General features: G+C 71.7%; 24 protein-coding genes and 1 pseudogene. 11 read left to right on the top strand and 14 right to left on the bottom strand.

Annotated features, from left to right (window positions below; translation table 11 throughout):
• Positions 1-314 precede the first annotated feature (314 nt).
• The 3 genes from DDJ31_RS38235 to DDJ31_RS39790 all read right to left on the bottom strand — a co-directional run bounded on the left by DDJ31_RS38235 (position 315) and on the right by DDJ31_RS39790 (position 2,843).
• Positions 315-1,148 carry a PIG-L family deacetylase gene (locus tag DDJ31_RS38235; protein WP_127175851.1) on the bottom strand — a complete coding sequence of 278 codons (834 nt, stop codon included), beginning with the start codon at positions 1,146-1,148 and terminating at the stop codon, positions 315-317.
• 205 nt (positions 1,149-1,353) lie between these two features.
• The gene (locus DDJ31_RS38240; protein WP_127175850.1) at positions 1,354-2,400 is read right to left on the bottom strand and encodes an LLM class flavin-dependent oxidoreductase; all 1,047 of its coding nucleotides are present in this window, start codon (positions 2,398-2,400) and stop codon (positions 1,354-1,356) included.
• 308 nt (positions 2,401-2,708) lie between these two features.
• Positions 2,709-2,843, bottom strand: a complete 135-nt coding sequence (locus DDJ31_RS39790; protein WP_276319286.1) for a hypothetical protein — start codon at positions 2,841-2,843, stop codon at positions 2,709-2,711.
• Between the two features lie 220 nt (positions 2,844-3,063).
• On the opposite strand from DDJ31_RS39790, the gene DDJ31_RS39965 reads away from it, so the two are divergent.
• Together DDJ31_RS39965 and DDJ31_RS38245 are read left to right on the top strand one after the other, a co-directional pair.
• The gene (locus tag DDJ31_RS39965) at positions 3,064-3,204 is read left to right on the top strand and encodes a putative leader peptide (protein ID WP_360013252.1); all 141 of its coding nucleotides are present in this window, start codon (positions 3,064-3,066) and stop codon (positions 3,202-3,204) included.
• A gap of 116 nt (positions 3,205-3,320) precedes the next feature.
• Positions 3,321-4,652: an MFS transporter gene (locus tag DDJ31_RS38245; protein WP_164784805.1), complete on the top strand. Its 1,332-nt coding sequence runs from the start codon at positions 3,321-3,323 to the stop codon at positions 4,650-4,652.
• 63 nt (positions 4,653-4,715) lie between these two features.
• Here the strand turns inward: DDJ31_RS38245 and DDJ31_RS38250 are convergent, their stop codons facing one another.
• Complete coding sequence (locus DDJ31_RS38250; protein WP_127175848.1) at positions 4,716-6,029, bottom strand: NtaA/DmoA family FMN-dependent monooxygenase; 1,314 nt, start codon at positions 6,027-6,029, stop codon at positions 4,716-4,718.
• Positions 6,030-6,202: 173 nt separating this feature from the next.
• Positions 6,203-7,411 (bottom strand): S8 family peptidase, encoded by a 1,209-nt coding sequence (locus tag DDJ31_RS38255; protein ID WP_127175847.1) that lies wholly within the window; start codon positions 7,409-7,411, stop codon positions 6,203-6,205.
• Positions 7,412-7,913: 502 nt separating this feature from the next.
• Between DDJ31_RS38255 and DDJ31_RS38260 the strand changes: the two genes are divergently transcribed.
• Complete coding sequence (locus DDJ31_RS38260; protein ID WP_240677920.1) at positions 7,914-8,189, top strand: hypothetical protein; 276 nt, start codon at positions 7,914-7,916, stop codon at positions 8,187-8,189.
• On the opposite strand, the pseudogene DDJ31_RS38265 reads toward DDJ31_RS38260, so the two are convergent.
• Positions 8,161-9,222, bottom strand: a pseudogene (locus tag DDJ31_RS38265) (IS110 family transposase); the annotation flags it as partial. The gene DDJ31_RS38260 and the pseudogene DDJ31_RS38265 sit on opposite strands and share 29 nt — an antisense overlap.
• A 418-nt stretch (positions 9,223-9,640) precedes the next feature.
• On the bottom strand, positions 9,641-10,735 hold the full coding sequence (locus DDJ31_RS38270) for an aldo/keto reductase (RefSeq protein WP_127182388.1): 1,095 nt from the start codon (positions 10,733-10,735) through the stop codon (positions 9,641-9,643).
• Between the two features lie 123 nt (positions 10,736-10,858).
• On the opposite strand from DDJ31_RS38270, the gene DDJ31_RS38275 reads away from it, so the two are divergent.
• A complete protein-coding gene (locus DDJ31_RS38275; protein ID WP_127175846.1) occupies positions 10,859-11,692 on the top strand; it encodes a helix-turn-helix transcriptional regulator in 834 nt (277 codons plus the stop codon).
• A gap of 274 nt (positions 11,693-11,966) precedes the next feature.
• Here the strand turns inward: DDJ31_RS38275 and DDJ31_RS38280 are convergent, their stop codons facing one another.
• On the bottom strand, positions 11,967-12,917 hold the full coding sequence (locus tag DDJ31_RS38280) for an MBL fold metallo-hydrolase (RefSeq protein WP_127175845.1): 951 nt from the start codon (positions 12,915-12,917) through the stop codon (positions 11,967-11,969).
• Positions 12,918-12,946: 29 nt separating this feature from the next.
• The gene (locus DDJ31_RS38285; protein ID WP_127175844.1) at positions 12,947-13,918 is read right to left on the bottom strand and encodes a hypothetical protein; all 972 of its coding nucleotides are present in this window, start codon (positions 13,916-13,918) and stop codon (positions 12,947-12,949) included.
• A gap of 200 nt (positions 13,919-14,118) precedes the next feature.
• Here DDJ31_RS38285 and DDJ31_RS38290 point away from each other — a divergent pair, with 200 nt between their 5' ends.
• Positions 14,119-14,985, top strand: coding sequence for a helix-turn-helix domain-containing protein (locus tag DDJ31_RS38290; RefSeq protein WP_127175843.1), 867 nt, complete (start codon positions 14,119-14,121; stop codon positions 14,983-14,985).
• Here the strand turns inward: DDJ31_RS38290 and DDJ31_RS38295 are convergent.
• Positions 14,979-15,965: an arabinan endo-1,5-alpha-L-arabinosidase gene (locus tag DDJ31_RS38295; protein WP_127182387.1), complete on the bottom strand. Its 987-nt coding sequence runs from the start codon at positions 15,963-15,965 to the stop codon at positions 14,979-14,981. The genes DDJ31_RS38290 and DDJ31_RS38295 overlap by 7 nt on opposite strands.
• 330 nt (positions 15,966-16,295) lie before the next feature.
• The gene (locus DDJ31_RS38300) at positions 16,296-17,318 is read right to left on the bottom strand and encodes a DMT family transporter (protein ID WP_127175842.1); all 1,023 of its coding nucleotides are present in this window, start codon (positions 17,316-17,318) and stop codon (positions 16,296-16,298) included.
• A 74-nt stretch (positions 17,319-17,392) separates the two neighbouring features.
• Between DDJ31_RS38300 and DDJ31_RS38305 the strand changes: the two genes are divergently transcribed.
• Both DDJ31_RS38305 and DDJ31_RS38310 read left to right on the top strand, forming a co-directional pair.
• Complete coding sequence (locus DDJ31_RS38305) at positions 17,393-18,010, top strand: TetR/AcrR family transcriptional regulator (protein ID WP_127175841.1); 618 nt, start codon at positions 17,393-17,395, stop codon at positions 18,008-18,010.
• A 300-nt stretch (positions 18,011-18,310) separates the two neighbouring features.
• Positions 18,311-18,526, top strand: a complete 216-nt coding sequence (locus DDJ31_RS38310) for a DUF4177 domain-containing protein (protein ID WP_127175840.1) — start codon at positions 18,311-18,313, stop codon at positions 18,524-18,526.
• 118 nt (positions 18,527-18,644) lie between these two features.
• On the opposite strand, the gene DDJ31_RS38315 is transcribed toward DDJ31_RS38310, so the two are convergent.
• The 3 genes from DDJ31_RS38315 to DDJ31_RS38325 form a co-directional block, all read right to left on the bottom strand.
• Positions 18,645-19,334, bottom strand: a complete 690-nt coding sequence (locus tag DDJ31_RS38315; protein ID WP_240677919.1) for an HAD family hydrolase — start codon at positions 19,332-19,334, stop codon at positions 18,645-18,647.
• A 105-nt stretch (positions 19,335-19,439) separates the two neighbouring features.
• Positions 19,440-19,706 carry an HPr family phosphocarrier protein gene (locus DDJ31_RS38320; RefSeq protein ID WP_127175838.1) on the bottom strand — a complete coding sequence of 89 codons (267 nt, stop codon included), beginning with the start codon at positions 19,704-19,706 and terminating at the stop codon, positions 19,440-19,442.
• A 63-nt stretch (positions 19,707-19,769) separates the two neighbouring features.
• Positions 19,770-21,809: a transketolase family protein gene (locus DDJ31_RS38325; RefSeq protein ID WP_164785083.1), complete on the bottom strand. Its 2,040-nt coding sequence runs from the start codon at positions 21,807-21,809 to the stop codon at positions 19,770-19,772.
• A gap of 307 nt (positions 21,810-22,116) precedes the next feature.
• On the opposite strand from DDJ31_RS38325, the gene DDJ31_RS38330 reads away from it, so the two are divergent.
• From DDJ31_RS38330 to DDJ31_RS38345, 4 genes are all read left to right on the top strand, one after another.
• The gene (locus DDJ31_RS38330) at positions 22,117-22,845 is read left to right on the top strand and encodes a GntR family transcriptional regulator (protein ID WP_127175836.1); all 729 of its coding nucleotides are present in this window, start codon (positions 22,117-22,119) and stop codon (positions 22,843-22,845) included.
• Positions 22,846-22,885: 40 nt separating this feature from the next.
• A complete protein-coding gene (locus DDJ31_RS38335) occupies positions 22,886-23,341 on the top strand; it encodes a PTS sugar transporter subunit IIA (RefSeq protein WP_127175835.1) in 456 nt (151 codons plus the stop codon).
• Positions 23,338-23,619, top strand: coding sequence for a PTS sugar transporter subunit IIB (locus DDJ31_RS38340; protein WP_127175834.1), 282 nt, complete (start codon positions 23,338-23,340; stop codon positions 23,617-23,619). Before DDJ31_RS38335 ends, DDJ31_RS38340 begins: the two co-directional genes overlap by 4 nt.
• A gap of 328 nt (positions 23,620-23,947) precedes the next feature.
• On the top strand, positions 23,948-25,336 hold the full coding sequence (locus tag DDJ31_RS38345) for a PTS ascorbate transporter subunit IIC (RefSeq protein WP_127175833.1): 1,389 nt from the start codon (positions 23,948-23,950) through the stop codon (positions 25,334-25,336).
• Positions 25,337-25,346: the final 10 nt, after the last annotated feature.

Below are 25,346 nucleotides of genomic sequence, written 5' to 3' on the forward strand. Positions count from 1 at the left end.
CTGCCGAGGCGGACCGCGTCACCCGTAGCGGGTGACCCTCGGCTCCGCGCCGGCGCCCGCCCCGACGCGCGAGATGCCCCCACGCGCGCGACGCCTCTGACCTCCGCCCTGGCGCCCCTGGCGTCCGCCCCGGCGCCGCACCGCTTTCCGCGGCCCCCCTCCCGCCGGTCGTCGTCCGGCGGGAGGGGGAGGGAAGGGATTCGCCCGCGCGCCGCCGGCCGGGTCCCAGGCCGACCTGCTGCTCGCCCCCGAGCGTGAGATCCGCCCGCGCGCTGCCGACCGGGCCCCGGGTGGCGTACGGGTGCGGGTGCGGGTCAGCGCAGTCCGGCGAAGAGATCGGTCTCGGGTACGTCCGCGCCGGTGGTGTCCCGCACCCGCACGAAGGTCTCGACGCCCATGAACTCCGCGAACCTCTCCTTGCCCATCTTGAGGAAGAAGATGTTCTCGCCCTGGCTGGCGTGCGCGGCCAGCGCGTCGAACTTCTGACCGCTGAACGGCGTGGTGTCCACCCAGGTGGTGACCTCGTCGTCCGGCAGGCCGATCTCGGCCAGCGCGGCGGCCTCGGCGGGATCCATCTCCGGCATGTCCTCGTTGAACTCGCGCATCGCCTCGCCGAACCGCTGCATCTGCGAGTGGGGCATCGTCGTCCAGTACACCTTCGGGGTCGACGCGACCTTCTCCAGCGCCGCCATCGTGATGCGGTGCGCCTGGATGTGGTCGGGGTGCCCGTAGAAGCCGTTCTCGTCATAGGTGACGACCACGTCGGGCCGGTAGCGCAGCATGAGGTCGGCGAGCCGGGCGGCGGCTTCCTCCACGGGGGTCCGCCAGAAGGAGCCGGGAGCGTCGTTGCTCGCCCAGCCCATCATTCCGGAGTCGGCGTAGTCCAGCGTCTCCAGGTCGCTGATCTTGAGCACGGCACAGCTCGCCTCCAGTTCCTGGCGGCGCATCACGGCGACGGCGGCCGGATCGTGGCCCGCCTCGCCGGGCTTGACCCCTCCGGGGCCGTCGCCGCAACCGCCGTCGGTACAGGTCACCAGGACCGTGCGGATGCCCTCGGCCGCGTACCGCGCGAGGATCCCCCCGGTTCCGGTGGCCTCGTCGTCGGGGTGGGCGTGCACGGCCATCAGCGTCAAGGGTCGGTCAGCCATGAGGCGGTCCTCCTGCGGAGACAAGGTGAGAAAAGGGAATCCCGCCGGTCGGTCCACCGGCGCGAGAGAGCACCGCTGGATTTTACGTTTCGGGCGCCGAACTCTCCGCATCCCCTTCCCGGCCCCTGCCGCCCGGCCGGTGGTGCCCGGCCAGTGATGCCCGGCCAGTGATGCCCGGCCGGTGGTGCCCGGGGGCCCGGCTCACTCACGTGACCGCCCTGAGCGCGGGCACGGGCGGCTGCGCGGGCCGCCAGCCGAGTTCGGGCGCGATCAGGTGGCGGACGTCGTACAGGATCTGCTCGTACTCCTCGCGGTGGAACTCGTACGGCAGCTCAAGGCGCAGCTCAGGCACCCGTGCGACGACCGGGTCCGCGGCCAGACGCTCCAGGATCTGCTCGGCCGTGCCGACCAGGTCCGGTGCGAACAGCGTCCGTTTCGGTCCCTGCGGCGCCAGGGTGCGCTCGTGCCTGCCCTTCGCGTACGCGCGGTAGCGGGCGCGGGTGGCCGCGTCGGCGGTGTCGAAGGGCACGATGACCCGGCCCAGCGCCGTCCTCGTCCGCCTGCCCGCGGCGAGCGTGTCCTCGTACGCGGTCAGCAGGTCCAGCTGAGCCGTGGTGAAGTCGTCCGTCCGCTCACCGGAGACGACGTTGCCCGTCAGCAGGTTCAGTCCCTGGCCGGCCGCCCAGCGGACCGAACGCAGGCTGCCGCCGCCGTACCAGACCCGGTCCGCGAGACCGGCCGCGTACGGCTGAAGCCGTGGCCGCTGGGTGGTGCCGGGTGAGTGGATCACGGTGTCAGGGCCGCCGAGGTAGTCACCGCGCAGATGGCCGACGACCTTGGCCACCCGGCCGTACGACAGGTCGAAGGAGCGCCACTCCCCGTCGTGCACGAGGTCGCCGAGCAGCTCGGCGTGCGGCATGCCGGTGCTCAAGCCGACCTGGAGCCTGCCCTGCGACAGGACGTCGGCCAGGGACAGGTCCTCGGCCAGCCGGAACGGGTTCTCGTAGCCGATGGGGATGACGGCGGTGCCCAGTTCGACGCGCCGGGTCCGCTGCCCGGCCGCCGCGAGGAGCACCGCGGCGGAACCCACCCCGTGCTCCAGGTGCCGCTGCCGTATCCAGGCGCCGTCGAAGCCCAACCGCTCCCCGAACTCGAAGAGTTGGAGGGTCTCCTCCAGGCCCGGACCCGGGTCGTCGTCGAGGAAGTTGCCCGGGGTGAGAAAGGCCAGCGAGGTGATGGTGGGTCCGGTCATGTGGGGTGTCCTCAGGTCGTGGTGTACCCGGGCGGCCCGCGGCGCGGTGGCCGCCGGAAGGCGGGGGACCGGCGGCGCACGGGGGCGAACGGGACGTCGGGGATGCCGGTTTCGGCGGGCGAGGGGGAGTGGTCCGCGTGTGTCGGCGGGAGCCGGAACGGGTGCGGGAGCGGTGGTGATGGAGGACCGGCCGGGAACAGGGTGACGGCCTCGGCTCCCGGCTCCTGGCTCCCGGCGCCGGTCCTCGGGACGCGGCCCGGTCGGCCGGGCGTCGGCGGGTCCGCTGCGGCGCGACCGACCGGGAAGGGTCAGCCGTTCGACGAAGGGAAGCCCTGACAGAGGCAGTTGGCGACGAGACGCAGATCGATGTGGCGTCGACGCGCGAGGCGGGAGAATACCACCGCGTCCGCCACCGAGGGACTCAGGTCGCCGCCGCGCAGCATGCTGATCCCCTTCGTGTCGGCCCCGGACTGACAGTCGCTGCCGGTCCCGACCTTACGGAGCGCTGCCGCCGACCGTCAATGCCGTCCAGGGGCGTCGGCGGCCGAAGGCCCAGGCCGCGAGCCGTTGTTGGCGCGACCCCGACCGGCTACCGTCAGAGTGATCACAGCGGGTCGGCGACAGCGCCCTCCCGGCCGCTGCGACGACGGTGAGGTGACGCGCGTGCGGGCACGGTGCTCCTCGGAGCGCGACCGTCGTGCGCCGTCCCACGACCGCGCCTTCGCGGGGGCCGTCGCCCGACGCCACATCGACCTGCTCCGGGTCAGCAGCGCCCTCTGTCCGCGGTACCCCGCCGGCCGCTGAGCCCACCCGCACACCCCCGCGCCGCCCCTCGCGCGCCGTGTGCGCCGTGCGGCCCCGTGCCGGCGACCGCCGTGTCCCGCGCCCTCGCGCCCCCGCACGTCCGACGGAGGATCACCGTGTCCAGGAGCACCGCACGCCCCGGGGTCTTCAGCGCGCTTCGCGTCCGCGACTACCGCGTCTACTGGAGTACCGGCCTCGTCTCGAACACCGGCACCGCTATGCAGGGGGTGGCGCTCGACTGGTTCGTCCTGACCCTCACCCACAGCGGGACCGCGGTCGGCTGGGCGATGGGCCTCCAGTTCGCGCCCGTCCTCCTCTTCGGGGTCTGGGGCGGAGTGCTCGCCGACCGCTGCGACCGGCGCACCCTGCTGCTGTGGACGCAGTCCCTGTACGCGGCGCAGGCGACGCTGCTCACCGTCCTGGTGCTTGCGGGGCACGCGCCGCTCTGGTCGGTCTACCTGCTGTCGTTCGGACTCGGCTGCGTGTTCACGGTCGAGAACCCCGCGCGGCTCTCCTTCGTCACGGAGCTGGTCGGCGGACACCTCATACCGAACGCGGCCGGACTCAACATCCTCTCCCTGAACGCGTCCCGGCTGATCGGACCCGCCATCGCCGGGGTGCTGATCGGCGTGATCGGCACCGGCTGGGTCTTCGCCGTCAACGCCGTCTCCTTCGCGGTCGTGATCGCCGGGCTGCTGACGATCCGCCCGAAGAAGAGGCCGGTCCGCGCGGAGCGGACCCCCTGGGCGGGCGCGGGCGCGGCCGGACTGCGCTACGTCCTGGGCCGGCCCGATCTGGTCGCCGTCTTCACGGTCTTCGGGCTCGTCTCCACCTTCGCGGTGAACTTCCCGACGACGTTGACACTGTTCGCCGGACGCGTCTTCGACGTCGGCTCAAGCGGCCTCGGATTCATGTCGACCGCGCTCTCCGTCGGCACGATCGCCGGAACGCTCGTCGCCACCCGCCGCTCCTCGCCCCGGGTCCGGACGGTGGTGACCGGCGCGGTGCTGCTGGGCGTCAGCGAGGCCGTCGCCGCGCTCATGCCCGGCTACTACGCCTTCCTGGCGCTGCTGCTGCCGACCGGATTCACACTGATGACGCTCAACACGGCGGTCAGCGCGTTCGTCCAGACCGAGGTCAGCGAGGCGATGCGCGGCCGGGTGATGGCGGTGTACACCGTGATCTCGATGGGCGGCGCTCCGATCGGCGGGCCGGTGATCGGCTGGATCTCCCAGCACGCGGGGGCCCGCGCGGGACTGGCGTCGGGCGCCGCGGTGGCCGTCCTCGCCGCCGTCGCCGTCGCCCTGCGGTTGAGACGGTGGTCGGTCGCCGTGCCGTCATCCGGGGCTCCGTCCGGGAACCGGCCGAAGGCCGGCTCGCCCCGGCGGCGGCCGGCTCCCACCGACGGGCCGCCCCGCGACCGTCCGGCATCAGGCCCGCGGGTGTGAACGGGCGGCACGGACAAGGGACGCGAGCCGCAACGGAGGGTTCGCCGAGGCGGCGCGCGTGCCTCAGCGAAGGGCGGCGGTGCCGACCCGGGCGGGACGTTCGAGACCGAGGTTCTCGCGCAGGGTGGCGCCGGTGTAGTCGGGGGCGACGATCTTCCGCCGGCGCAGCTCGTGCAGCAGACCGTTGACGGCGAAGTCGTGCTGGACCGGGTCGGCGAGATCGCCCAGGGTGATGACGTCGAGGACGCCGGCCCTGAACCGTTCCTCGACGGCGTCCGCGATCTGCTCGGGTGTGCCCGCCTCGGCCCAGTGACCGGTGTCCTGCGCCGCGACGACGAGTTCCCGCAGGGTGCGGCCCGCCCGCGCGTAGCCGGAGAAGATCTCGACGCGCCCGCGCCGCCCGTTGACGGTCGTGAGGTCGGGCAACAGGCTCTCGGGGAGCCTCGCGTCGAGGGGCACCTCGGACAGGTCGACCCCGCCGCCCAGCATGTCGGCCACCTGCGCACGTCCGCGCTCGAAGTCGATCGCCTCGTGCCGCTCCCTGACCAGACGCCGTGCCTCCCGCTCGGTGGCGCCGTAGGTCGCGTGCAGCGAGGAGAAGATCAGCGGCAGCCCGTCCCGGCGTCCGAGACGGCGGGCCTCGCCGCGGATCCTCCGGGTGAAGTCCGCGGCGATCTCCAGAGTGGGCAGGGAGGTGAAGACGATCTCGGCGTACCGGGCGCCCAACGCCCGTCCCGCGTCGGACTGCCCGGCCTGGATCTGCACCGGGCGGCCCTGCGGCAGCGGCGGGATGTTGAGCGGCCCGGCCACCTCGAAGAAACGGCCCGCGTGGTGGACGGGGTGCACCCGGTCGCGGTGCAGCACCGCCCGCCCGTCCGCGCCGACGGTCAGCGCGTCGTGCTCCCAGCTGTCCCACAACGCGTTGACCACCTCGAGCGTCTCCGCGGCGCGCGCGTAGCGGTCCTCCGGGCTGGGCAGTCCGCCGGGCCCGAAGTTCTCCTCGCCGACCGCCGAGGTCACCAGGTTCCAGGCGGCCCGGCCCTTGCTGACATGGTCCAGGGTGCCGAACAGCCGGGCCAGGTTGAACGGATGGTGGAAGGTGGAGGAGACCGTGGCGATCAGGCCGATCCGCGAGGTCACCTGGCTCAGCGCCGAGACGAACACCAGCGGCTCCTGGGTGCCGATGCCGCCCTGCGCGTCGAACCGCAGCAGGTCGGCGGTGAACAGCGCGTCGATCCGCGCGGCCTCGGCGAGCCGCGCCACGCGCACCGCCCGGTCCAGGGTGGAGCTGCCCGGGTCGAGCGCCAGGTCGTAGGTCTCCGACGTGCCGCCCGCTCCGGTCACGGTCCTGAGCGTCCTCGGCTGCTTCGTGCTCACGTTCGTCCCGTCCCACCGACGCGGCGGTGTGTGTACGTGGTTGTCCAGGTGACGGCGGCGCGCCGGGACGGCCCCCGCCCGAGGTACCGGGAGGGAGCCGCCCCGGCGCAGGCGCCGGTTGTCGCCACGCGCGCCGCGGTCGGGCGGGGGAGCCCCGGCTGCGGCGCGCGCTGTCACGGCACGAGCTTCAGCAGCTTGTTCGGCGAGCCGGTGCCGATCCCCGTGAGGACGTTGTTGGTCGCCCCGCCCACCAGGGCGGAGGCGACGGCGGCCGGGGACGAGCCCGGGTGCGCGGTCAGGTAGAGCGCCGCCGCGCCGGAGACGTGCGGGGCGGCGAACGAGGTGCCGTTACCGGTGTACGTGGCGGTGTCGGAGCTGTTCCAGGCCGCGGTGATGCCGGACCCGGGGGCGAAGAGGTCCACCGTCGGACCGTAGTTGGAGTAGCTGGCTCGGGCGTCGGCGCTGGTGGTGGCGCCCACGGTGATCGCCGCGGCGACCCGCGCCGGTGAGTAGTTGGAGGCCAGGGCGCCGGAGTTGCCGGCCGCTATGGAGTAAGTGACGCCGGACGCGATGGAGTTGTTCACCGCGCTGTCGAGCGTGGTGCTGGCGCCGCCGCCGAGCGAGACGTTGGCGACGGAGTCGGCGACATGGTTGGCGGTGATCCAGTCCACGCCGGCGATGACGCCCGCGGTGGTCCCGGAGCCGTCGTTGCCGAGCACCCGGACCGCCACGATCTTCGCCTTCTTGGCGACGCCGTAGGTGGTGCCCGCGGTGACCGTGGCGACGAAGGTGCCGTGGCCGTAGCCGTCCTGGGCGGTGGCGTCGTTGTCGACGAAGTCCCAGCCGTAGGAGGCCCGTCCGGCGATCTCCTGGTGCGTGATACGGACGCCGGTGTCGAGGACGTACACGGTCGAACCGCTGCCCCCGTTGTCGGGGTAGGTGTAGGTGCCGCTCAGCGGGAGGTTGCTCTGGTCGATCCGGTCGAGGCCCCAGGGCGCGTTCGTCTGGGTGCCGAGCGTGTGGACCACCTGGTCCTGCTCGACGGAGGCGACGTCCGGGTCGGCCGCGAGCTTCCTGGCCTGGCTGCCGCTGAGGGTGGCGGCGTAGCCGTTCAGCGCGGCGGTGTAGGTCCGCTTGACCTTGCCGCCGTACTCGGCGATCAGGTTCCTGCCCTGTGCGGCGTTCGCCTTGAAGCCGACATCGTCCTTGAGGGTCACCAGGTAGCTGCCGGACACGGCGTCGGCGGATCCGGCCCCCAGCACCGTGCCTTCGCGCGGTACGGCGTCGGCGGGTAACGCGGTGACGGCGGCGGCGACGGCCGTCGCCGCCGTGGTGGCGAGGGCGATGGCGATCCTCCGCCTGACGACGCGTACTGCTCTCATCGAAGGTCCTCCTCGGTCGGGCACGTGCCGTGCGGGACGGGCACGCGCCGGGCCTTGACCGGCACTCGGGTCGGTGCCTTGCAGCGACGATGCGGCCGCTCCCGGCGACGGGGCAAGGAATCCCCAAGAGGGTCATGAACACGACATGTGCGGTCATGGTGCGCAACGCCGCGGCAATACGGAGGTAATGGGGGGACCGGCGAACCGTGACGAACTGGCTGTCAAGCGGCCATGGCACACAACTGTGAAGGAACGAGGCGGTGCTTGACGGCCGCAGTCGGTGACGGGGGCTCGGTGCGAACGAGACACCTCAGGGGGATAACGGGTCAAGTCGGCTGCTGGAGACGGTCGAACAGACAGATCCTTTCTCCGAGACGAGTGGGATGATCCCGCCGTGGATACTCACGGTTCTTCGTTTCGCCGGCGCCTCCTGATCGAGTCGCTGACGGTGATGGCGGCATCGGCATCGGACCAGACAGCGTGGTTGGAGAGACACGGTGTCGTGACGGACGAGATCGCCCTCGATTTCGAGCACGCATTCCGTATGGCCGAGCGCTTGGTGGAGGAAGGGCTCCTCGGCCGTGACTCGTTGCCCGACCTGCGGGTGATCGACTCGATCTTCGACGGGATGACACGCGACGAAACCACGAACCGGTGGACGACAGCGGCTCTTGGCCGCGACCCCGGGTGGAATGCTGTCCGGGAACTGGCGCGGACCGTTCTCGCCAGGCAAGGCGTGGACGCCTCGGTGCTGCCGGACATTCGCGTTGTTCGGTGAAGGCTCGAAAGTAGCCGGCGTGGTTGAGCCGGTCGTTCTTCACCCATCGCCGGGAGACGCTCGACTTCTTCCCAGAGGCTCTGGTGATGGGCGAGGAGCCTGCGTATGCCGTCAGGCCGCGGGCGTCGGCAAAGCGATTGCGGTCGTCGCCGATCTCGGCAAGCACCCGGGCGCCGAGTTGGACGCCGAGGCCGGGGAAGCTGAGGAGGATGTCAGCGTTCGGGTGCTGAGGGAAAGCGTCTTCGACCGCCCCAGCGAGGTCGTCGGCAGCCGTGCAGGCTGCCTCCAGCTGCGCCAGGAGGGCGTGCGTCTGCTTGCCGAGGGCTTCTTCGACCAGCGGCGAGTGGTGGGCCCACTCGGCCCGGAAGATGTCACGGACGCGGTCCGCTTCGGTGGCGATGCTCCGTTCATGACCGGCGCGTTTCAGAGCGACCTGCAGCTGCGCGTGCGCCGTGCAGCCTGGGTCGGCGTGGCAGCGACCCCCCCCAGGATCTCCCGTGCTTCCCGTCGGCAGGGAGCGTTCCTCCAAGGCTCGAAGGCGGCCAGCGCGGCAGGGTAGTACTCACGCGGGGGAGCCGAGTTGCTTGGAGATCTGCTGACGGTTCCACGTCGCGTCCTGCTGGGCGCGGGCCAGCACGGCGATCGCTCGACCGAGTTCGCTGTCGTCAGGCAAGGGACGGTGAGCGTGCGTGTCCGTGCGCAAGTTGTTTGCCAGTACGAGGGCATCGCCAGGGTCGGACTTCTTGCGCGACACGCTATGCCTGTCGCGGTAGCGAGCAGCAGCCATCGGGCTGATCGCAAAAACCTTGCGCTTCCCGGTCCGCAGCACAGGCACCAGCAGGCCGCGCGAGGTCTCGATCGCGACCGGGATCGGCGCCTGCTCGGCGTCACCGTGCTCGGCCAGTAGGTCAAGCAACGCGCGGTAGCCGACGGCATCGTCGGTGATGCGCAGCTTCGCGATTAACTGGCCGCTGTCGTCGACCAGGGCGACGTCGTGATGCCGCTCGGCCCAGTCGATTCCGCAGTAGATCAAGGTCTTCCTTCCCCGTGACGTTGTTGTGCTGGTCGCGAGCACATGCGGGCCACGCGGCGACCTGATTCCAGGACTCCGCCCTACGGCTGGTCCGCCACCTCAGTAGCTGTTCGTGGCAGCAACTCGCCTCACGGGCCTCGGTCTTGGCAGGAGCTCAAGGGCTCGGGCTTCACAAGAGGTCACCGTGTGGCGGGCTCGTACTACCAACTGCAACAAGTGATCAAGGGGCGGGTGTTGACGTCCGGAGGCGCCGGGCGGCGAGCGATCTTCCTCATCGTCCCTCTCCGTGAAGAGAATTTGACGTGAGCGTGTTGACGTCCCCACGTCACGAAGCCGGCCCGGTGCGAACGGAGCTGACGCCCCCGGCTAGCGGGCCCCCGATCGCCGCGCGTCGCGGCGTCCGCACCGCCTCCCTCCCTCAGAGCCCGGAGCGCCGCCCTCGATCCCACCTGCGCCGGGACTCGATCGTCAGGTCGCCCGTCGTCACCCTGCGGATGTGGTCGCTCGCCAGCAGGTCGTGCGGGAAGCCGAGCGGCACGGCGCTCGCCTCGTCGAGGCGGGCCAGTTGGGACGCGGTGAGGTCGACGTCCAGGGCAACGAGGTTGTCCCTCAGCTGCGCGGGGGTGCGGGCGCCGATGATCGGCGCCGTCACGCCCGGACTCCGCAGCGTCCAGGCCAGCGCCACCTGGGCCGGTGTGCGGCCCGACTCCGTGGCGACCTCCTTCACGACGTCGGCGACGGCGAGGTTGCGCTCGGTGACCGCGCCCAGAGCGAGGTTGAAGCTCCTGCGGGTGCCGTCGTCGGAGGTGTCGCCCGCCGCGCTCAGGTCGGCACGGCCATACTTGCCGGTGAGCACCCCACCTGCCAGCGGGGAGTACGGGATCACCCCGAGACCCATCTCCCGCGCCATCGGGATCAGGTCACGTTCCCCGGTGCGCTCGATCAGGTTGTACTCGATCTGCAGCGCGACCAGCGGCGACCAGCCGCGCAGATCGGCGATCGTCTGCATCCGCGACACCTGCCAGGCGGGCGCGTTGCAGATCGCCACGTAGAGGATCTTGCCCTGCCTGACCAGGTCGTCCATTCCGCGCAGGATCTCCTCGACCGGTGTCGTGTCGTCCCACACGTGCAGATAGAGCAGATCGATGTAGTCGGTGCCGAGCTGCCGCAGGCTCGCCTCCACCGACGCGAAGAGGCTCTTGCGGTGACTGCCCGCGGAGTTGGGGTCGCCCGGCCTGCGCAGCGTCGTGTACTTCGTCGCCAGGACGAGGCTCTCGCGCCGGTCCCGCGCGAAGGCGCCCAGCAGGCGTTCGGAACTGCCGTCGGTGTAGGTGTTGGCGGTGTCGACGAAGTTGCCGCCCCGCTCGGTGTACAGGTCGAACAGCGTGCGGGCCTCGTCCCGTCCGGCTCCCCAGCCCCAGTCGGTGCCGAAGGTCGCTGCGCCGAGTGCCAGCGGTGAGACCCGCAGCCCGGAGCGGCCCAACAGGCGGTAGTTGTCGAGGGCGAGCGTCATCATGTGCTCCCGTGTTCCTGTGCTCGTGACCGGTGTCGGACTCGAACCTGCCAGCGTCCCGGGCCATGAGTAAGGGAAGGACGTTCCTGGGAACAGCCTTCCCACGACCGCTGTTGGACGGGCATGACGACGCGCACCCTGGACCCGACACGGGAGTTGGCTGCTTTCCTGCGGTCCCGACGTGAACTCCTCGCCCCGCACGAGGTCGGACTGCCGTCCCGCCGGGGGACCAGGCGGACGCCGGGACTGCGCCGCGAGGAGGTCGCCGAACTGGCCGGGGTCAGCACCGACTACGTCGTCCGCCTCGAACAGGCCCGTGGACTGCGGCCGTCGGCGGAGGTGGTGGAGGCACTCGCCCGCGCGCTGCGGCTCGCCCCCGACGAACGCGCCTACCTCTTCGACCTGGCCCAGCGCCACCCCCGCAAGCCCGAAGCGCCCGCCACCACCGCGGCGGGGCCACTGGCCCGACTGGTCGCCGACCTGTCGCCGCTGCCCGCCATGCTGCTGAACCACCGCTTCGACATCCTGGCCTGGAACCCGGAGATGACGCGGCTGCTCCTGGACTTCAGCACGCTGCTGCCGTCCCGCCGCAACGCGATGTGGCTGTGCCTGGCGCACCCCGGGATCAGCGCGTGCTACGTCGACCGCGACCGGGTCGTACGGGAGGGCGTCGCCCACCTGCGTGCCGCGTGGGCCGCACACCCGCAGGACCGGAGGCTCACCGACCTCATCACCGAACTCACCGCACTCGACGAGGAGTTCGCCCGCCTGTGGGCCCAGCGGGACATCAGGGCCACCGGCCGGGGCAGCAAGGCGATGCGCCATCCGGACGTCGGGACGATCGCCGTCGACTTCGAGGTCCTGATGCCGCTCAAGGACACCGACCAGCGGCTGATGATCTGCCGCCCGGCGGACGAGGCGAGCCGCATGGCACTGGAGCGCCTGAGCGCCGGCTGACCCGGCCGCCGCCACGACGAGCCCGCCTGCTCCGACGCCCCCTTGGACGCTCCGTCGACCGGGACACGACGCCCGCCGACGAGAGGACGGACGCCGACGAGAGCGCGCTCGCCGGCTTCCTGGCGGCAGCCGGCAGCCGGCTGCCTGATGGCCGCCCTCGCGTTCCTCGCGATCCGGGTGAACGGACTCGTCGCCCTCTTCGACCGGGAACGCACCGCGAGGACGGGCGAGCGCACCTCGTGCAGGGCGCCCCCCCGTCCCCGGGCCGCGTCCGTCAGACGCGGGAGAAGGGCGCCCACCGGGAGATCCCGAACCCGGCTCCCTCGCGGCGGATCTCGAAGGCGCCGTGGCCGGGCAGATGGGCCGGCAGCAGCAGCGCGTTGTGGTCCGCGGCCCAGCCGTACAGCCGTCCCCTGCTGGCGCGCGCGGCGTCCTCGTCCTCCTCGAAGCAGCTGTTGAGATGCGGCTCGTGGACCTGGATCGCGCCGTGCATCAGATCGCCCGCGAAGACCGCGCGGTCGCCGCCGGACTCCAGATGAATGACCGACGAGCCGGGGGTGTGCCCGGGTGCCGCCTCCAGCCGGAGGTTGCCGTCGATGACGTACGACCCGCTCCAGGTCGTGACGAGCCCGGCGTCGATCACCGGGTCGACGCTGTCCTCGTAGACGTTCTGGTTGCCCCGCCCGAACACGGTGCGGTGCAGGTTCTCCGGGCGCCAGTACTCGACGTCCGGCTGCGGCATCAGATACGTCGCGTTGGGGAAGGTCGGCACCCAGTCGCGGCCCTCCAGCCGGGTGTTCCAGCCCACGTGGTCGTCGTGCAGATGCGTGTTGACGACGAGGTCGACGTCCTCGGGCTCGATCCCGGCGGCGGCGAGATTCTCCAGGTACCGGGTGTCGAGGTACGACCAGATGGGCTGGAGCGGACGGTACTTGCCGTTGCCCGCGCCGGTGTCGATCAGGATGACGCGGCCCTCGCTGCGCAGCGCCCAGCTCTGGGTGGCGACGCGGGTCAGGTCGGTGGCGGGCTCCCAGTGGTCAGGGTCGAGCAGGGAGGCGTGGCGCCGCCAGTCCGCCGCGGTGCTGGTCGGGAAGAAGACGTCGGTCGTCATCGGGGAGGTCTCCGCGTACTCGATGACGCGGGTGATCTCGACGTCCCCGAGTTCGATCCGGGTGATCCGGGACGCGGGGGCCGTCGACGTCGGCAGGGACGGGGTGGTGGACATGTCGGTACCTCGGGGGAGTGGGGGCGGGGTCAGCGGGAGAGGCGGGCGACCAGCAGGTTCGGGTCGGCCTTGGTGGTGTAGGCGGCGCTCGGCACGTAGACGGAGGTGCCGTTGATCGCGACGGAGGTGGGGTTCGACAGGCCGTCGCGCTCCGTCAGCACGGTCCTGCGCCGGCCCGAGCCGTCGGCGAGGACCACCTCGTTCTCGGTCACGAGCGCCGCGAGGAACGTGTCGCCGCTGCCGGTGAACGCGAAGTCGTCGATGCCCTGGAGGCCGTCGGCGAACGTCTCGAACACGCCCGCGTCGGGCCCGCCGAGCGGAGCGCGCAGCACGGTGCCCTTGTCCAGGTTCGAGACATACAGGTGACGGCCCCTGATCTTGGCTCCGTTGACGCCGAGGAAACCGGCCGGGGCGAGGGCCTCGCTGTCGCTGAACACGGAGACCTCGCCCCTGTCGCGGCCCCGGGTCGCGACCGTGTGGACGGCGCCCCTGGCGGAGTCGGTGACGTACAGGGCGCCGGTCTCCCGGTCCATGACCATGCCGTTGGGCAGGCCGTCGGCGGGCAGGTCGGCGAGCTTGCGGGGCGGCTGCCCCTCGACGAACGTCCAGACGCCGGTCTCCCGCGCGGCACCGGTCGCGTACAGCACGTAGAACCGGTCGCCGTCGCGGACCAGCCCGGTCGCCAGGGGGAAGCCGAGCAGCGGCGTGACCGCGGCCGGGTCCCGCGGCGCGGGCAGGGTGGCCAGCACCCGGGTCGTGCCGTCGGCGGCGATCCGGGCGACCTGGCGGGCCCCGGCGAAGGTGACGTCGACACCACCGCCGGGGTCGAGCACCACGTTCTCCGGCATCTGGCCCGCGGCCAGATCGAGATGGACGAGGACCGATCCACGGGACACCGGGCGGACGGCGGCGGCGGGCACCGCGGGCGGCGACGCGCCGGCGCCGAGAACGGCCGCGGCGAGCGGGACACCGAGGAACGCGGGGAGGAACTGCACGGACATGACGGCCTTTCGGTAAGCGGTCGCGAGAGGGCGGGGCGCGCCGACGGATGCTCCGCGACCTCGTGACCGAGTGACGGGAGCGGTCGCGCCGGTGCCCTGCCGACGACTCTGCGGACCGCGCGCCGCCTTATCCAGGCCCGCTCCTGGCTACCCCTGACAGGTGCAGGCACCGGCACGGCCGGCCGCGCATACTTGCCGCCATGAACCGCGGATCACCGCTCGGTGAGTTCCTGAGAGTCCGCCGCGCGCAGCTCAGCCCTGACGACGTCGGCCTGCCCCGCTACGGGGAACGGCGCCGCGTACCCGGCCTGCGCCGGGAGGAGTTGGCGATGCTCGCCGGGGTCAGCGCCGGCTACTACACCCGCCTCGAACAGGGCCAGTCCCTCAACGCCTCGTCCGAGGTCCTGGACGCCATCGCGACCGCCATGCGGCTGACCGCACCCGAACGCGACCATCTGCACGTCCTGTCGACGGCGGCGATCCACCGCCGCCCGGCGGCGACACCGCCCGACGAGGACGTCTCCGCCGACCTGCGCACCCTGCTGGCGGCGATGAGCGACGTACCCGCCCTCGTCCTGGGCCGCCGCAACGACGTCCTCGCCTGGAACCGCGCGGGACACGCCCTGCTCGCCGGACACCTCGCGTTCGCGTCGCCCGACGCGCCCGACACCCGGCCCAACATGTCCCGCCTGGTCTTCCTCGACGCCCACACCCGCGACCTCTACCGCGACTGGCCCGCCAAGGCCCGAGCCGTGGTCGGCAACCTCCGCGTCATGACGGCCCACCGGCCCGACGACGCCTGCCTGGCCGCCCTCGTCGGCGAACTGGCGATCCACAGCCCGGAGTTCGCCCGCCTGTGGGCCGAACACACCGTCGGCCCGTGCCAACGGGACGTCTACGACGTGACCCATCCGGTCGTCGGGAACCTGACCATCACCCAGCAGACCTTCCCCGTCCCGCCCCGGATGCACCACTCCCTGGTGACGGTCACCGCGGAACCGGGATCACCCTCGGCCGCGGCCCTGACGATGCTGCGCCAGGCCCGCGGGTTCGGGCGGGGTCAGTAGGCGACGGGCCAACCACTGCTCCAGTCAAGGAGGTTGATGCCCAGCTTCGGGGTGCCGTTGTCCTGGCCGTCGTAGTAGTGGTAGACGATCAGGTCGCCGTCGGAGTCGGCCATGACGGACTGCCCGCCGGGCCCGATGTACCGGCCGTGCGATTCCAGGACGGGCGTGCCGCCGTTGTTGGTCAGGGCGACCCCGCTCTTGTCGTAGTACGGCCCGGTGACGCTGGTGGCCCGGCCGACCTTGACCTTGTAGGTGGAGCTGGTGCCGGCGCAGCAGGTGTCGTACGAGGCGAACAGGTAGTAGTAGGCGCCCCGTTTGACGACGTAGGGCGCCTCGACCGCCTTGGTGCCGGTCGGGCGGGACGCGATCGAGTAGCGCGTCGTGTTCGACGCGAGCTGCTTGCCGGTCGACGGGTCGATCTGGATCATCTTGAGGCCCGTCCACCAACTCCCGAACGACAGCCACCACTTGCCGTCGCCGTCCACGAAGAGGTTCGGATCGATGGCGTTGTAGTCGCTGGAAGTGGTCGACGTGTAGACCGTCCCGTAGTCGCTCCAGGAGCCCGGCAGTCCGGTCGCCGAACCCGCGAGGCCGATGGCCGACTTGTTCGAGCCGAAGGTCGAGACGGCGTAGTACAGCAGGTACTTGCCGCCGTGGTACGAGATGTCGGGAGCCCACGCCTCGGTCGCGTACCCCGACCACCAGCTCGGTTTCGTGCCGAAGGCGTCGGCGCCCGCGCTGAAGGCGATCCGGTCGGTGGACGTCCTGTACCCGAGGCCGCCGCCGGTGGCGTACAGCAGGTACTGGCCGGACGAGGTGCGGATCATGGTGGGGTCGTGGACGACCGTCGAGCCGGTGACGGTACCGGGGTTGGGGTACGCGGAGGCGGTGCCGGGGACGAGGGCGAGCAGCAGCGCCGCGGGGAGCGCGAGGAGCGCGGTCCTGCGACGCACGGCGCTCCCGGCGGTGCTGCGGAACATCCTGCCGAGGGTCCTGCTGGAGGTGCGGCTCACGCGGATCCTCCTACGGGTGGGGGGGAGTCGAGAACGACCTGACGTCCGAAACCACGGACAGCGGTCCGGTCTTCGACCGGGAACGTAGAATCGAACCCCGTGCGCGTCAACGGTTGCGGCGGCTCCTCGTGTCCCGGCGGCCACCGAAACTTTTTCGACAGCTGGCCCCCGACATCCGGCCTCCGGTCCTCGACATCCGGTCCCTGGTCCTCGTCATCCGGTCCCCGGTTCTCAACATCCGGTCCCCGACCGCCGGTCCCCAGCCCCCGATCGCGGGCCCTCGGCCCCAGACCGCCGTCAGCGCGTGGCCCGTTGCGCTCCGGAGCCCTCGGACCGCGGAGGGGCGGTCTCCCAGGGGTCCGGCAGGCCCGCGCCCTCCTCCCGGCCCGCACTCCTTTCCGGGTACGCGCCGCCTTCCCGCTGCGCGCCCCTTCCCCGGTACGCGTCGCCGGCGCTTCGCGCCCCGCGTCGCACGACCACGACGGCCACCAGGCCCAGCGCGAGCCCCACGCCCGTCCGCACCCCGAAGTGCTCGTCGAACATGAGGGCGCCCCACACCGCGGTGACCGGCGCCATCAGGAACATCAGCGTGTTGACCTCCGTGACCCCGGAGCGTCGCATGATGAGCCAGTACAGCCCGTAGCCCCCGAACGTCGGCAGCACCACGAGCCAGACGGTCGCCAGCCAGAACGACGTCCGGGCGGGCGGGATCGCCGACCCGGTCGCCAGCGCCAGGGCCGAGAACAGGACCGCGCTGGTCGCGCAGTGGATGGTCAGCGCCGCCCGGGGCGCGACCGGTGCGCGCGAGCGCCCCTCCAGGAAGGTGGCGGCCACCAGCGTCGCCATGCCGAGAAGGGGCACGAGGTAGGCCCACCAGGCGGCGTCCGCGCCGGGGGCGGCGGCGTCGGCCAGGGTCACCGTGGCGACTCCGGCGAGACCGAGGCCGAGCCCGAGGAGCTGCCCGCGCGTCACGTACTGCCCGAGCAGGGGACCGGCGAGCGCCCCCGCCACCAGCGGCTGGATCCCGTCGATCAGGGCGGTGGTGCCGCTGGAGACGCCCAGTTGGATGGCGTAGTAGACGCTGAGCAGATAGCCGCTCTGGGAGAGCGCCCCGATGGCGATCTGCCGTCCGACGTCCCGGCGGTCGAGCCCGCTCCACACCGTGCGCGAGACCGCCGCGACGGCGAGCAGGATCACGGCGAGCGGCACGAAACGCCACATCAGCAGGGTGCTCGTGTCCGCCGAGCCGGTGCCGAACTTGGCTCCGATGAAGCCGGAGCTCCAGCACAGCACGAAGGCCGCCGACAGCAGGCTGTTCATGGGAATCCCTTCCGACTAGACAGATCGGTTTACTCGCCTCGGGTGCCCACTATACAAGTCGGTATACTCGTGCCATGGAGACCGCGACGAAGCCGCACCGCGTGCGGATGACACCGGCAGCCGTGCGGGTGCTGGAAGCCGCCGAGCGACTCTTCTACGACCGCGGGATCCACGCCGTCGGGGTGGATCTCATCGCGGCCGAGGCCGGGGTGACGAAGAAGACGCTGTACGACCGGTTCGGTTCCAAGGAGCAGATCGTCGTCGAGTACCTGGCGGGCCGTGACGAGCGCTGGCGCGGGGTCCTCGACGGCCGTCTCGACGCGGCGGGCGACCGGGCGGCGGCCCGGATCCTGGCCGTGTTCGAGGCCTCGCGCGCCTGGTCGGAGCGGTACGGCGCGAAGGGATGCAGCATGGTCAACGCGCACGCGGAGATCAGCGACCCGGACCACCCGGCGTACCAGGTCATCGCCGGACAGAAGCAGTGGATGCTCGACCTCTTCACCGGCCTCGCCCGCGAGACGGGCGCCCGGGACCCGGACCGGCTCGGGCGCACCCTGATGCTCCTGCACGAGGGGGCGCTCGTCGCCCACGGCATGGGTGTCTTCCCCGACCCGTTCGGCGCCGCCGCCGACCAGGCGGGCGCCCTGCTGGAGGCGGAGAGTCCGGCGGCGGGGGAGGGGCCGGGGCGATAGCCGGCGGTCCGTCTCGACGTCCGAGGCGGAACGTCACCGGCGACGGCGTGACGTCATCGGTGGCGACGGGACGTCATCGGCGACGATGGGACGTCATCGGCGACCGCGGGATGTCCACGCCGACGGCGGGACGTCATCGGCGACCGCGGCGAGACGCCATCGGCGGCCACGGCGTGGGCAGGCCCGCCCGATCGAAGCCGGTACCCGGCCCGCGCTCGACCCCGTCACCGAACGGATGATTGTCTTGCCCTGGCCACTTCCATTCCCACCCGGCTCGGCCGGCAGGAGGACCCGCACCTCATGAGCAGCGCCCACATCTACGAGTACAAGGTCGTCACGTTCCGGGAGTCGCTGATCGGCGACGCCCTGGACAGCGACAAACTGGAGAAGATCCTCAACAAGCACGCCGAGGACGGCTGGGCGCTGAAGGCCATCACGGCCGCCGACGTCAAGGGCCGCATAGGCCCTGGAGCCGTGGAGGGACTGCTCCTGACCTTCGAGCGCCCGCGCGGCTGACGGTCCCCACGCTCCCCGAGACAGACCGGACGGCCCCTGCCCCGCGCGGGACAGGGGCCGTCCGCGGTCCGGTGACCGACCGGCGGTGCACGCCCCGCTCGCCCAGGGCGAGTTCAGCTCACTCCCCGCCCGACTCCCCGTCTGTGTCTATGAGATGCGTCAGCTCCTCCACGACTCCCGCGTTCGCGTGGGCCAGGGCGGACGCCTCGGTGGGGCCGCCGGTGTAGCCGACGACCCGCATCGAGGCGGCGAGTGCCGCGTCCACGCCCGCCGGGCTGTCCTCCACGACCAGGCAGTGGCGCGGTAGATGGCCCAGGACGCGGGCCGCGTACAGGAACAGGTCGGGCGCCGGCTTCCCCGCGTGCACGTCGTCGGCGCTGAACACCCGCTCCCCGAAACGGCTTTGGAGCCCGGTGAGCGACAGCGAGTGCGCGATGCGTTCGTGGCTCCCGCTGGAGGCGACGCAGTACGGCACGCCCCTGGCGTCGAGGTGGTCCAGCAGTTCCGTCACCCCCGGCATCGTGCGCGGACGCGCGGCGAACGCGTCGCGGACCCGGGCCCGGTACCTGATCAGCCACTCGGGGCCGACCGGCACCGTCGCATGGCCGCGTATCTCGTCGTAGAGGTAGGTCTCGGGACGGCCGAGGAACCGGCGGCGGACCTCGTCGGCGGTCAGTGGCCAGCCGGCCTCGGTGGCCATGGCCGCCACGATCTCGGGGCCGATGCGTTCGGTGTCCACCAGGACGCCGTCGCAGTCGAAGATGACGAGCCGGACGTCGTGCGGCAGGGCCTGCGCGCGCGGGTTCAAACGGGGACCTCGCTTCATGAGGAGAGGGGGCGGACCGCGCCGTCGCCGGCCGTGCACCGCGTACGACGGTGAACGACCGGCAGCGGACGTAGATCTGACGTGCCGTCAGGCTTCCTGGTCGTGGGTGAGGAGCCCGGCCAGCGCGTCCAGCGCCGCGTCGGCGCCGTCACCCTCGGCGGCCAGGGTCACCGTGTCGCCGTGTGCCGCTCCCAGCGCGAGCACCGACAGGAGGCTGCGGGCCGACACCGGGGTCCTGCCGTCCCGGGAGATGGTCACCGGCACCGGCTGTTCGGCGGCGGCTCGGGCGAACGCGGTGGCGGGACGGGCGTGCAGCCCGCTGTGCAGACCGATGGTGACAAGGCGTTCAGGCATGCTGAGTCTCCTTCACTGGAGGGGAGTCGGGCACTCTGGAGGGGAATCGGGGGCGTGCGGGTCTCAGGAGCGGGTGGCCGCGAGCGAGGCGACGGCCGCCTCGACCACCGCCTCCACGGTGATCCCGACCGCTTCCATGGCGTCGTCCGGGGGCGCGGAGGTGCCGAAGTCGTCGACGGTCACCGTGCGGCCGTGCGCGCCGAGCAGGCCGTGCCAGCCGAAGGAGGTGCCCGCCTCGACGACCACGCGGGCCGGTACGGACGGCGGGACGACGAAGTCCCGGTAGGCGGCCTCCTGTTCGGCGAACCAGTCGAGGCAGGGCACCGACACGACCCGGGCGCGGACGTCCCGTCCGGCGAGCAGGTCCCGTGCCGCGAGGGCCACCGCCACCTCGCTCCCCGACGCCAACAGGACGACATCGACGGTTTCCTGAGTGTCCGTCACCGAATAGGCGCCGCGCGCCACTCCGGCGCGGACGGTCTCCGCGGGGATGGGCAGCACGGGCAGCCCCTGCCGGGCGAGGGCGAGACCGACCGGGCCCCGGCTGTCGAGCGCCGCGAGCCACGCGGCGGTGGTCTCGTTGGCGTCGGCCGGGCGGACGACGGCGAGTCCCGGCATGGCCCGCAGCGACGCGAGGTGCTCCACCGGCTGGTGGGTGGGGCCGTCGGCGCCGAGCGCCACGGAGTCGTGACTCCAGACGTGGACGACCGGCAGCTTCATGAGGGCCGCCAGGCGGAGCGAGGGGCGCTGGTAGTCGCTGAAGACCAGGAACGTCCCGGCGAAGGGCGTGTCGTAGCCGACCAGGGCGATGCCGTTGAGGGCGCCGGCCATCGCGTGCTCCCGCACCCCCCAGTGGATGTTGCGGCCTCGCAGTCCGCTGCCGTCGTTCTCGTCGGCGGGCAGGAAGGACCCGCCGGACGTGATGGTGGTCCTGTTGCTGTCCCCGAGGTCGGCGGAGCCTCCCCACAGCCGGGGCAGGGCGTCGGCCAGCGCCTGGATGACCTTCCCCGAGGCGTCGCGCGGAGCGACGCTGTCGCCCGGCGCGAAGGCGGGCAGGGCGGCGGCGACGGCGGCCGGGTCCGGCGCGGCGACGGCCAGGGCGCGGGCCCGCGCCGCCCGCGGGTGCTCGGCCGCCCACCGGGCCAGCTCGGCGTCCCAGTCGGCGTGCAGCCGCGCACCGCGCGCGAGGGCGCCGCGGGTGTGTTCGAGCACCTCGTCGGGAACGGTGAACGTCCCCTCCACGCCCAGCAGTTCCTTGACCGCGGCGGCCTCGGACGCTCCGAGCGGAGCACCGTGGGAGGCCGCCGTGTTGACGGCGTTCGGGGCCGGGAAGGCTATCTGCGACTTCAGTGCGATGAAGCTGGGGCGGCCGGTCTCGGCGCGCGCCGCGCCGAGCGCGAGGTCGAGGGCGCCTGCGTCCACGTCGCCGTCGGCGCCGAGACCCACGGTCTGCGTGAACCAGCCCTGCGCGCGGAACCTGGCGGCCGTGTCCTCCTGGGTGCTCAGCCCGGTGTCGCCCTCGATCTGAATGCTGTTGTCGTCCCAGATCACGACCAGGTTGTCCAGGCGGTGCCGGCCGGCCAGCGCGCCCGCCTCGTAGGAGAGCCCTTCCTGGAGGTCGCCGTCGGAGCACAGCACCCACACCGTGCGGCCCGCCGGACCCAGCGGGGAGGTGTCGGCGCCCGCCAGGCGGCCCTCGTCGCGCTTGAGCGCCATCGCCATGCCCACGGCGGTGGCGACCCCCTGGCCCAGCGGCCCCGTGGTCGTCTCGACGCCCGCCGTGTGCCGGTACTCGGGGTGCCCGGGGGTCAGCGAACCGAGCCGGCGGAAGCGGCGCAGATCGTCCAACTCGAGCCCGTAGCCCGTCAGATAGAGCTGCGTGTACTGAAGGATGCTGGCGTGCCCGCAGGAGAGGACGAACCGGTCCCTGCCCTCCCAGTCGGGGTCCGCCGGGTCGTGCCGCACATGGCGCTGGAACAGCAGATGGGCCACGGGTGCCAGGGCGAGCGCCGTACCGGGGTGTCCCGATCCCGCGGCCTCGACCGCGTCCACCGCGAGCGCCCGAGCCGTGGCGACGGCCCGGACGTCGGCGGCGCCGAACACCTCTCCCGATCCTGGGGAGGTCTCGGCGGGCCGGGTCGGCTGAGCTGCTGGGAAGGTCACAAAGACTCCTCAAGAGAGCATGACGTCATGATGACTTCCGGAAACGTAACCCACCCCTCCACCGAGACGCCAGGGGCTCCCTGTTGATCCGATGTGCCAGGCCAGAGCCGTGCGGGCAGCCTTGGCGGGGGTCATGAGGCACCTATGCACAGCGAGATTTCGTTTAGGTGTCGACTATTGACGCTTCGAATGTCCTGTAGTCATCATGATGTCTCGATGACGCACGTACCCGACAAGGAGGTCGCGGATGGCCGGGCACAAGTACGCACAGGTGCGCGACCATCTCCTGCGGCGCGTGCAGAGCCTGCCCGTGGGCGAGCGACTGCCCGCCGAGGGCGCGCTGTGCAGCGAGTACGACGTGAGCCGCATCACGTTGCGCAGGGCGGTCGATGAACTCGTCCAGGACGGATACCTCGTACGCGAGCACGGCCGCGGCACCTTCGTGAGCCACCCGCGCTACAACCTCAAGCACCGCGAACGGTTCGTGAACGAGGTGACGGGCTTCCACACCCAGCTCACCCGGCAGGGACACACCGTCTCCTCCAGCGTGACCGTGCAGCAGCGCGAGCGAGCCGGCGCACGGCTCGGCGCGGCCCTCGGCATCAGCCCGGCCACCTCGGTCGTCCGGCTGGAACGGCTGCGCAGCGTGAACGGCGTGGTCCACCACCTGGCCGAGTCCTACGTCGAGGAGGACCGGTTCCCCGACGTCCTCACGACGGACTTCACGGACACCTCCCTGTACGCGTACCTGCGGGCCAGGCACGACGTGCTGCTGGTCCGCAACGAGATCGTCGTCGCACTGCACCGGTGCGACGCCAGAGAAGCCGGGCTGCTGGGCGTGGCCGAGGAGACCCCTCTGCTGCTGGCCACCTCCTGCGTCTTCGAACCGGGCCGAAAACCCGTCATCTTCGGCACCTCGAAACTTCTGCCGGACACGGCGGAGCTGTCCTTCGACATCGTGGCCGACGCCGAGTAGCACCCGCGACCGCCCCACCCCGTACCCCTACGGAGCACCCATGCTCAGCCGACTCCTTCCCGAGCGGAACATCCACTTCACCAGCTCGACGCTGACCTGGCGGGAAGCCATCACCCAGGTCGCCGCCCCGCTGCTGGAAGCCGGAGACATCACCCCCGAGTACATCCGGGCCATGCTTGACTCGGTCGAGGCCGGCGGCACCTACATCGACCTCGGCCACGGGATCGCCCTCGCCCACGCGCGCCCCGAGCGCGGCGTCGTCCGCACCGGCATCGCGATGCTGCGCCTGGCGGAACCCGCCGCGCTGCTCGACCAGCCCGAGCACGCGGTCGACCTCTACTTCTGCTTCGCCGCGGCGGACGCCGACGCGCACATGCGCGCCATGGCCTCCCTCGCCCGCATCCTCTCGGACGCGGACACCCGCCAGGCCCTGCGTGACGCGGCCTCGGCGGCCGAAGTAGTCGAACTGATCACAGAATTCGAGGAGTCCGAATGAAGTTCCTGGCCATGTGCAGCACCGGACTCGGCAGCAGTTTCATGGTGCGCATGAACATCGAGACCATCGTGCGGGAGCTGGATCTCCCCGACATCACGGTGGAGCACTCCGACATCAGCTCGGCGGGCCCCGACAGCGCCGACGTGTTCTTCGTGGCGAAGGACCTGGAGGACGCCGCCCACGGTCTCGGTGACGTCGTCGTGCTGAACAGCATCATCGACATGGACGAGCTGCGCGAGGCGGTCAAGTCCGCGGCGGCGCGACACGGTCTCGTCTGAGGGGTCGCCACCATCGGGAGAAACGTTTCCTCGCTTCTCCTTCCGGCCGTCTCCTTCCGGTCGTCCCCCTCCCGTCACCGCGCCTGCGGCCCGCCGTCCCTCCCGGCGGTCGCGGTGACGGCGCCGTCCACCCGCAGACGGCCGGGCGCGGTCACCGCCCCGGCCGCCGCACCCATGCGGCACGCGCCGCACGCCACGCGGCGGCCCGCTCGTGCCGCCGCCCGGCTGAACAGAACAGCAGGTTCCCCTCCGCGTCGACGCGCCGCCCGGAACCGGTACCCACCACTCCCGCACGCGGCCCCGTCGTGCCCGAAGAGAGGCGTTGTCAGTGAACAGCGTTCTTCAGAGTCTCCTCGATGTCTTCCGTGAGCCGTCCGTCATCGTCGGCCTCATAGCCCTGCTCGGCCTGCTGCTCCAGCGCAAGTCGGCCTCCGACACCGTCAAGGGCACGATCAAGGCGTTCGTCGGCTTCCTGGTCCTCGCGGCCGGCGCCGGCGTGGTCTCCGGCGCGCTGACGCCCTTCGGCGACATGTTCCAGCACGCGTTCGGCGTGCAGGGCGTGGTCCCCAACAACGAGGCCATCGTCGGCAAGGTCCTCACCGACTACGGCTCCCAGGCCGCGCTGATCTTCTTCTTCGGCATGGTCGTCAACGTGCTCCTCGCCCGCCTCACCACGTTCAAGTTCATCTACATGTCGGGGCACGTCGCCCTGTACCTGGCGGCCATGATCGCCGTCATCCTCATCGCGAACGGGTTCAGCAGCTGGCAGGCGGTGCTGTGGGGCTCGATCGCCCAGGGCCTGATCACCACCCTGTCGCCCGCCATGGTGCAGCCGTGGATGCGCCGGGTCACCAAGAACGACACCGTGGCGCTCGGACACACCGGCAACTTCGGCATCGCCACCAGCGGTCTCGTCGGCAAGTACCTCGGCGACCCCGCCAAGTCCACCGAGGACCTGAAGATCCCCAAGGGGCTCGGCTTCCTGCGCGACACCACCGTCGTCATCGCCAGCTCCATGGGCCTCATCTACCTCCTGGTGACCCTGGTCGCGGGCCCCGGCTACGTCGAGAGCAAGCTGAGCGACGGCCAGTGGTACGTGCTGTGGGCCGTCATGCAGGCGGGCACGTTCGCCGCGGGCGTCTTCATCATCCTCGCCGGTGTCCGCGTGGTCCTCGCCGAGATCATCCCCGCCTTCAAGGGCATCTCGGAGAAGCTCGTCCCCAACGCCAGGCCCGCGCTCGACGTCCCGATCGTCTTCACCTTCGCGCCCAACGCCGTGCTCGTCGGCTTCCTCGCCAGCTTCGTCGGCGGTCTCATCGGCATGGGCGTGCTGGTCGCGGTCGGCGGCACCATCATCATCCCGGGCATCGTCGCCCACTTCATGACCGGCGCCGCGTCCGGCGTCATCGGCAACGCCACCGGCGGCCGGCGCGGCGCGATCCTCGGCGCCATGGCCAACGGCCTGCTCATCACCTTCCTGCCGCTGCTGGTCCTGCCCTTCCTCGGCGACGTCGGCCTGCAGAACTCCACGTTCTCCGACGCCGACTTCGGCATCTCGGGCCTGCTCATCGGCGGCGCCGTGCAGGCCGGCCACATCGCCGTCATCGGCCTGGTCATCTGCGGCCTGATCGCCACGTTCGCCGCCAGCGCGATCGTCACCCGACGCAGGGCGGCGACCCCGGAGACACCGGCGCAGGAGAGCCAGCCGGCGTCCTGAACGACGACGT

It is taken from the genome of Streptomyces griseoviridis, assembly GCF_005222485.1.
Taxonomy (GTDB): Bacteria; Actinomycetota; Actinomycetes; order Streptomycetales; family Streptomycetaceae; genus Streptomyces; species Streptomyces hintoniae.

Coding starts and splice junctions, on each gene's coding strand:
- DDJ31_RS38240 (WP_127175850.1), bottom strand. CDS start 2,400: ATGACCGGACCCACCATCACCTCGCTGGCCTTTCTCACCCCGGGCAAC.
- DDJ31_RS38310 (WP_127175840.1), top strand. CDS start 18,311: ATGAGCAGCGCCCACATCTACGAGTACAAGGTCGTCACGTTCCGGGAG.
- DDJ31_RS38280 (WP_127175845.1), bottom strand. CDS start 12,917: ATGTCCACCACCCCGTCCCTGCCGACGTCGACGGCCCCCGCGTCCCGG.
- DDJ31_RS38255 (WP_127175847.1), bottom strand. CDS start 7,411: ATGAGAGCAGTACGCGTCGTCAGGCGGAGGATCGCCATCGCCCTCGCC.
- DDJ31_RS38340 (WP_127175834.1), top strand. CDS start 23,338: ATGAAGTTCCTGGCCATGTGCAGCACCGGACTCGGCAGCAGTTTCATG.
- DDJ31_RS38305 (WP_127175841.1), top strand. CDS start 17,393: ATGGAGACCGCGACGAAGCCGCACCGCGTGCGGATGACACCGGCAGCC.
- DDJ31_RS38235 (WP_127175851.1), bottom strand. CDS start 1,148: ATGGCTGACCGACCCTTGACGCTGATGGCCGTGCACGCCCACCCCGAC.
- DDJ31_RS38320 (WP_127175838.1), bottom strand. CDS start 19,706: ATGCCTGAACGCCTTGTCACCATCGGTCTGCACAGCGGGCTGCACGCC.
- DDJ31_RS38275 (WP_127175846.1), top strand. CDS start 10,859: ATGACGACGCGCACCCTGGACCCGACACGGGAGTTGGCTGCTTTCCTG.
- DDJ31_RS38295 (WP_127182387.1), bottom strand. CDS start 15,965: ATGTTCCGCAGCACCGCCGGGAGCGCCGTGCGTCGCAGGACCGCGCTC.
- DDJ31_RS38270 (WP_127182388.1), bottom strand. CDS start 10,735: ATGACGCTCGCCCTCGACAACTACCGCCTGTTGGGCCGCTCCGGGCTG.
- DDJ31_RS38300 (WP_127175842.1), bottom strand. CDS start 17,318: ATGAACAGCCTGCTGTCGGCGGCCTTCGTGCTGTGCTGGAGCTCCGGC.
- DDJ31_RS38330 (WP_127175836.1), top strand. CDS start 22,117: ATGGCCGGGCACAAGTACGCACAGGTGCGCGACCATCTCCTGCGGCGC.
- DDJ31_RS38335 (WP_127175835.1), top strand. CDS start 22,886: ATGCTCAGCCGACTCCTTCCCGAGCGGAACATCCACTTCACCAGCTCG.
- DDJ31_RS39790 (WP_276319286.1), bottom strand. CDS start 2,843: ATGCTGCGCGGCGGCGACCTGAGTCCCTCGGTGGCGGACGCGGTGGTA.
- DDJ31_RS38285 (WP_127175844.1), bottom strand. CDS start 13,918: ATGTCCGTGCAGTTCCTCCCCGCGTTCCTCGGTGTCCCGCTCGCCGCG.
- DDJ31_RS38290 (WP_127175843.1), top strand. CDS start 14,119: ATGAACCGCGGATCACCGCTCGGTGAGTTCCTGAGAGTCCGCCGCGCG.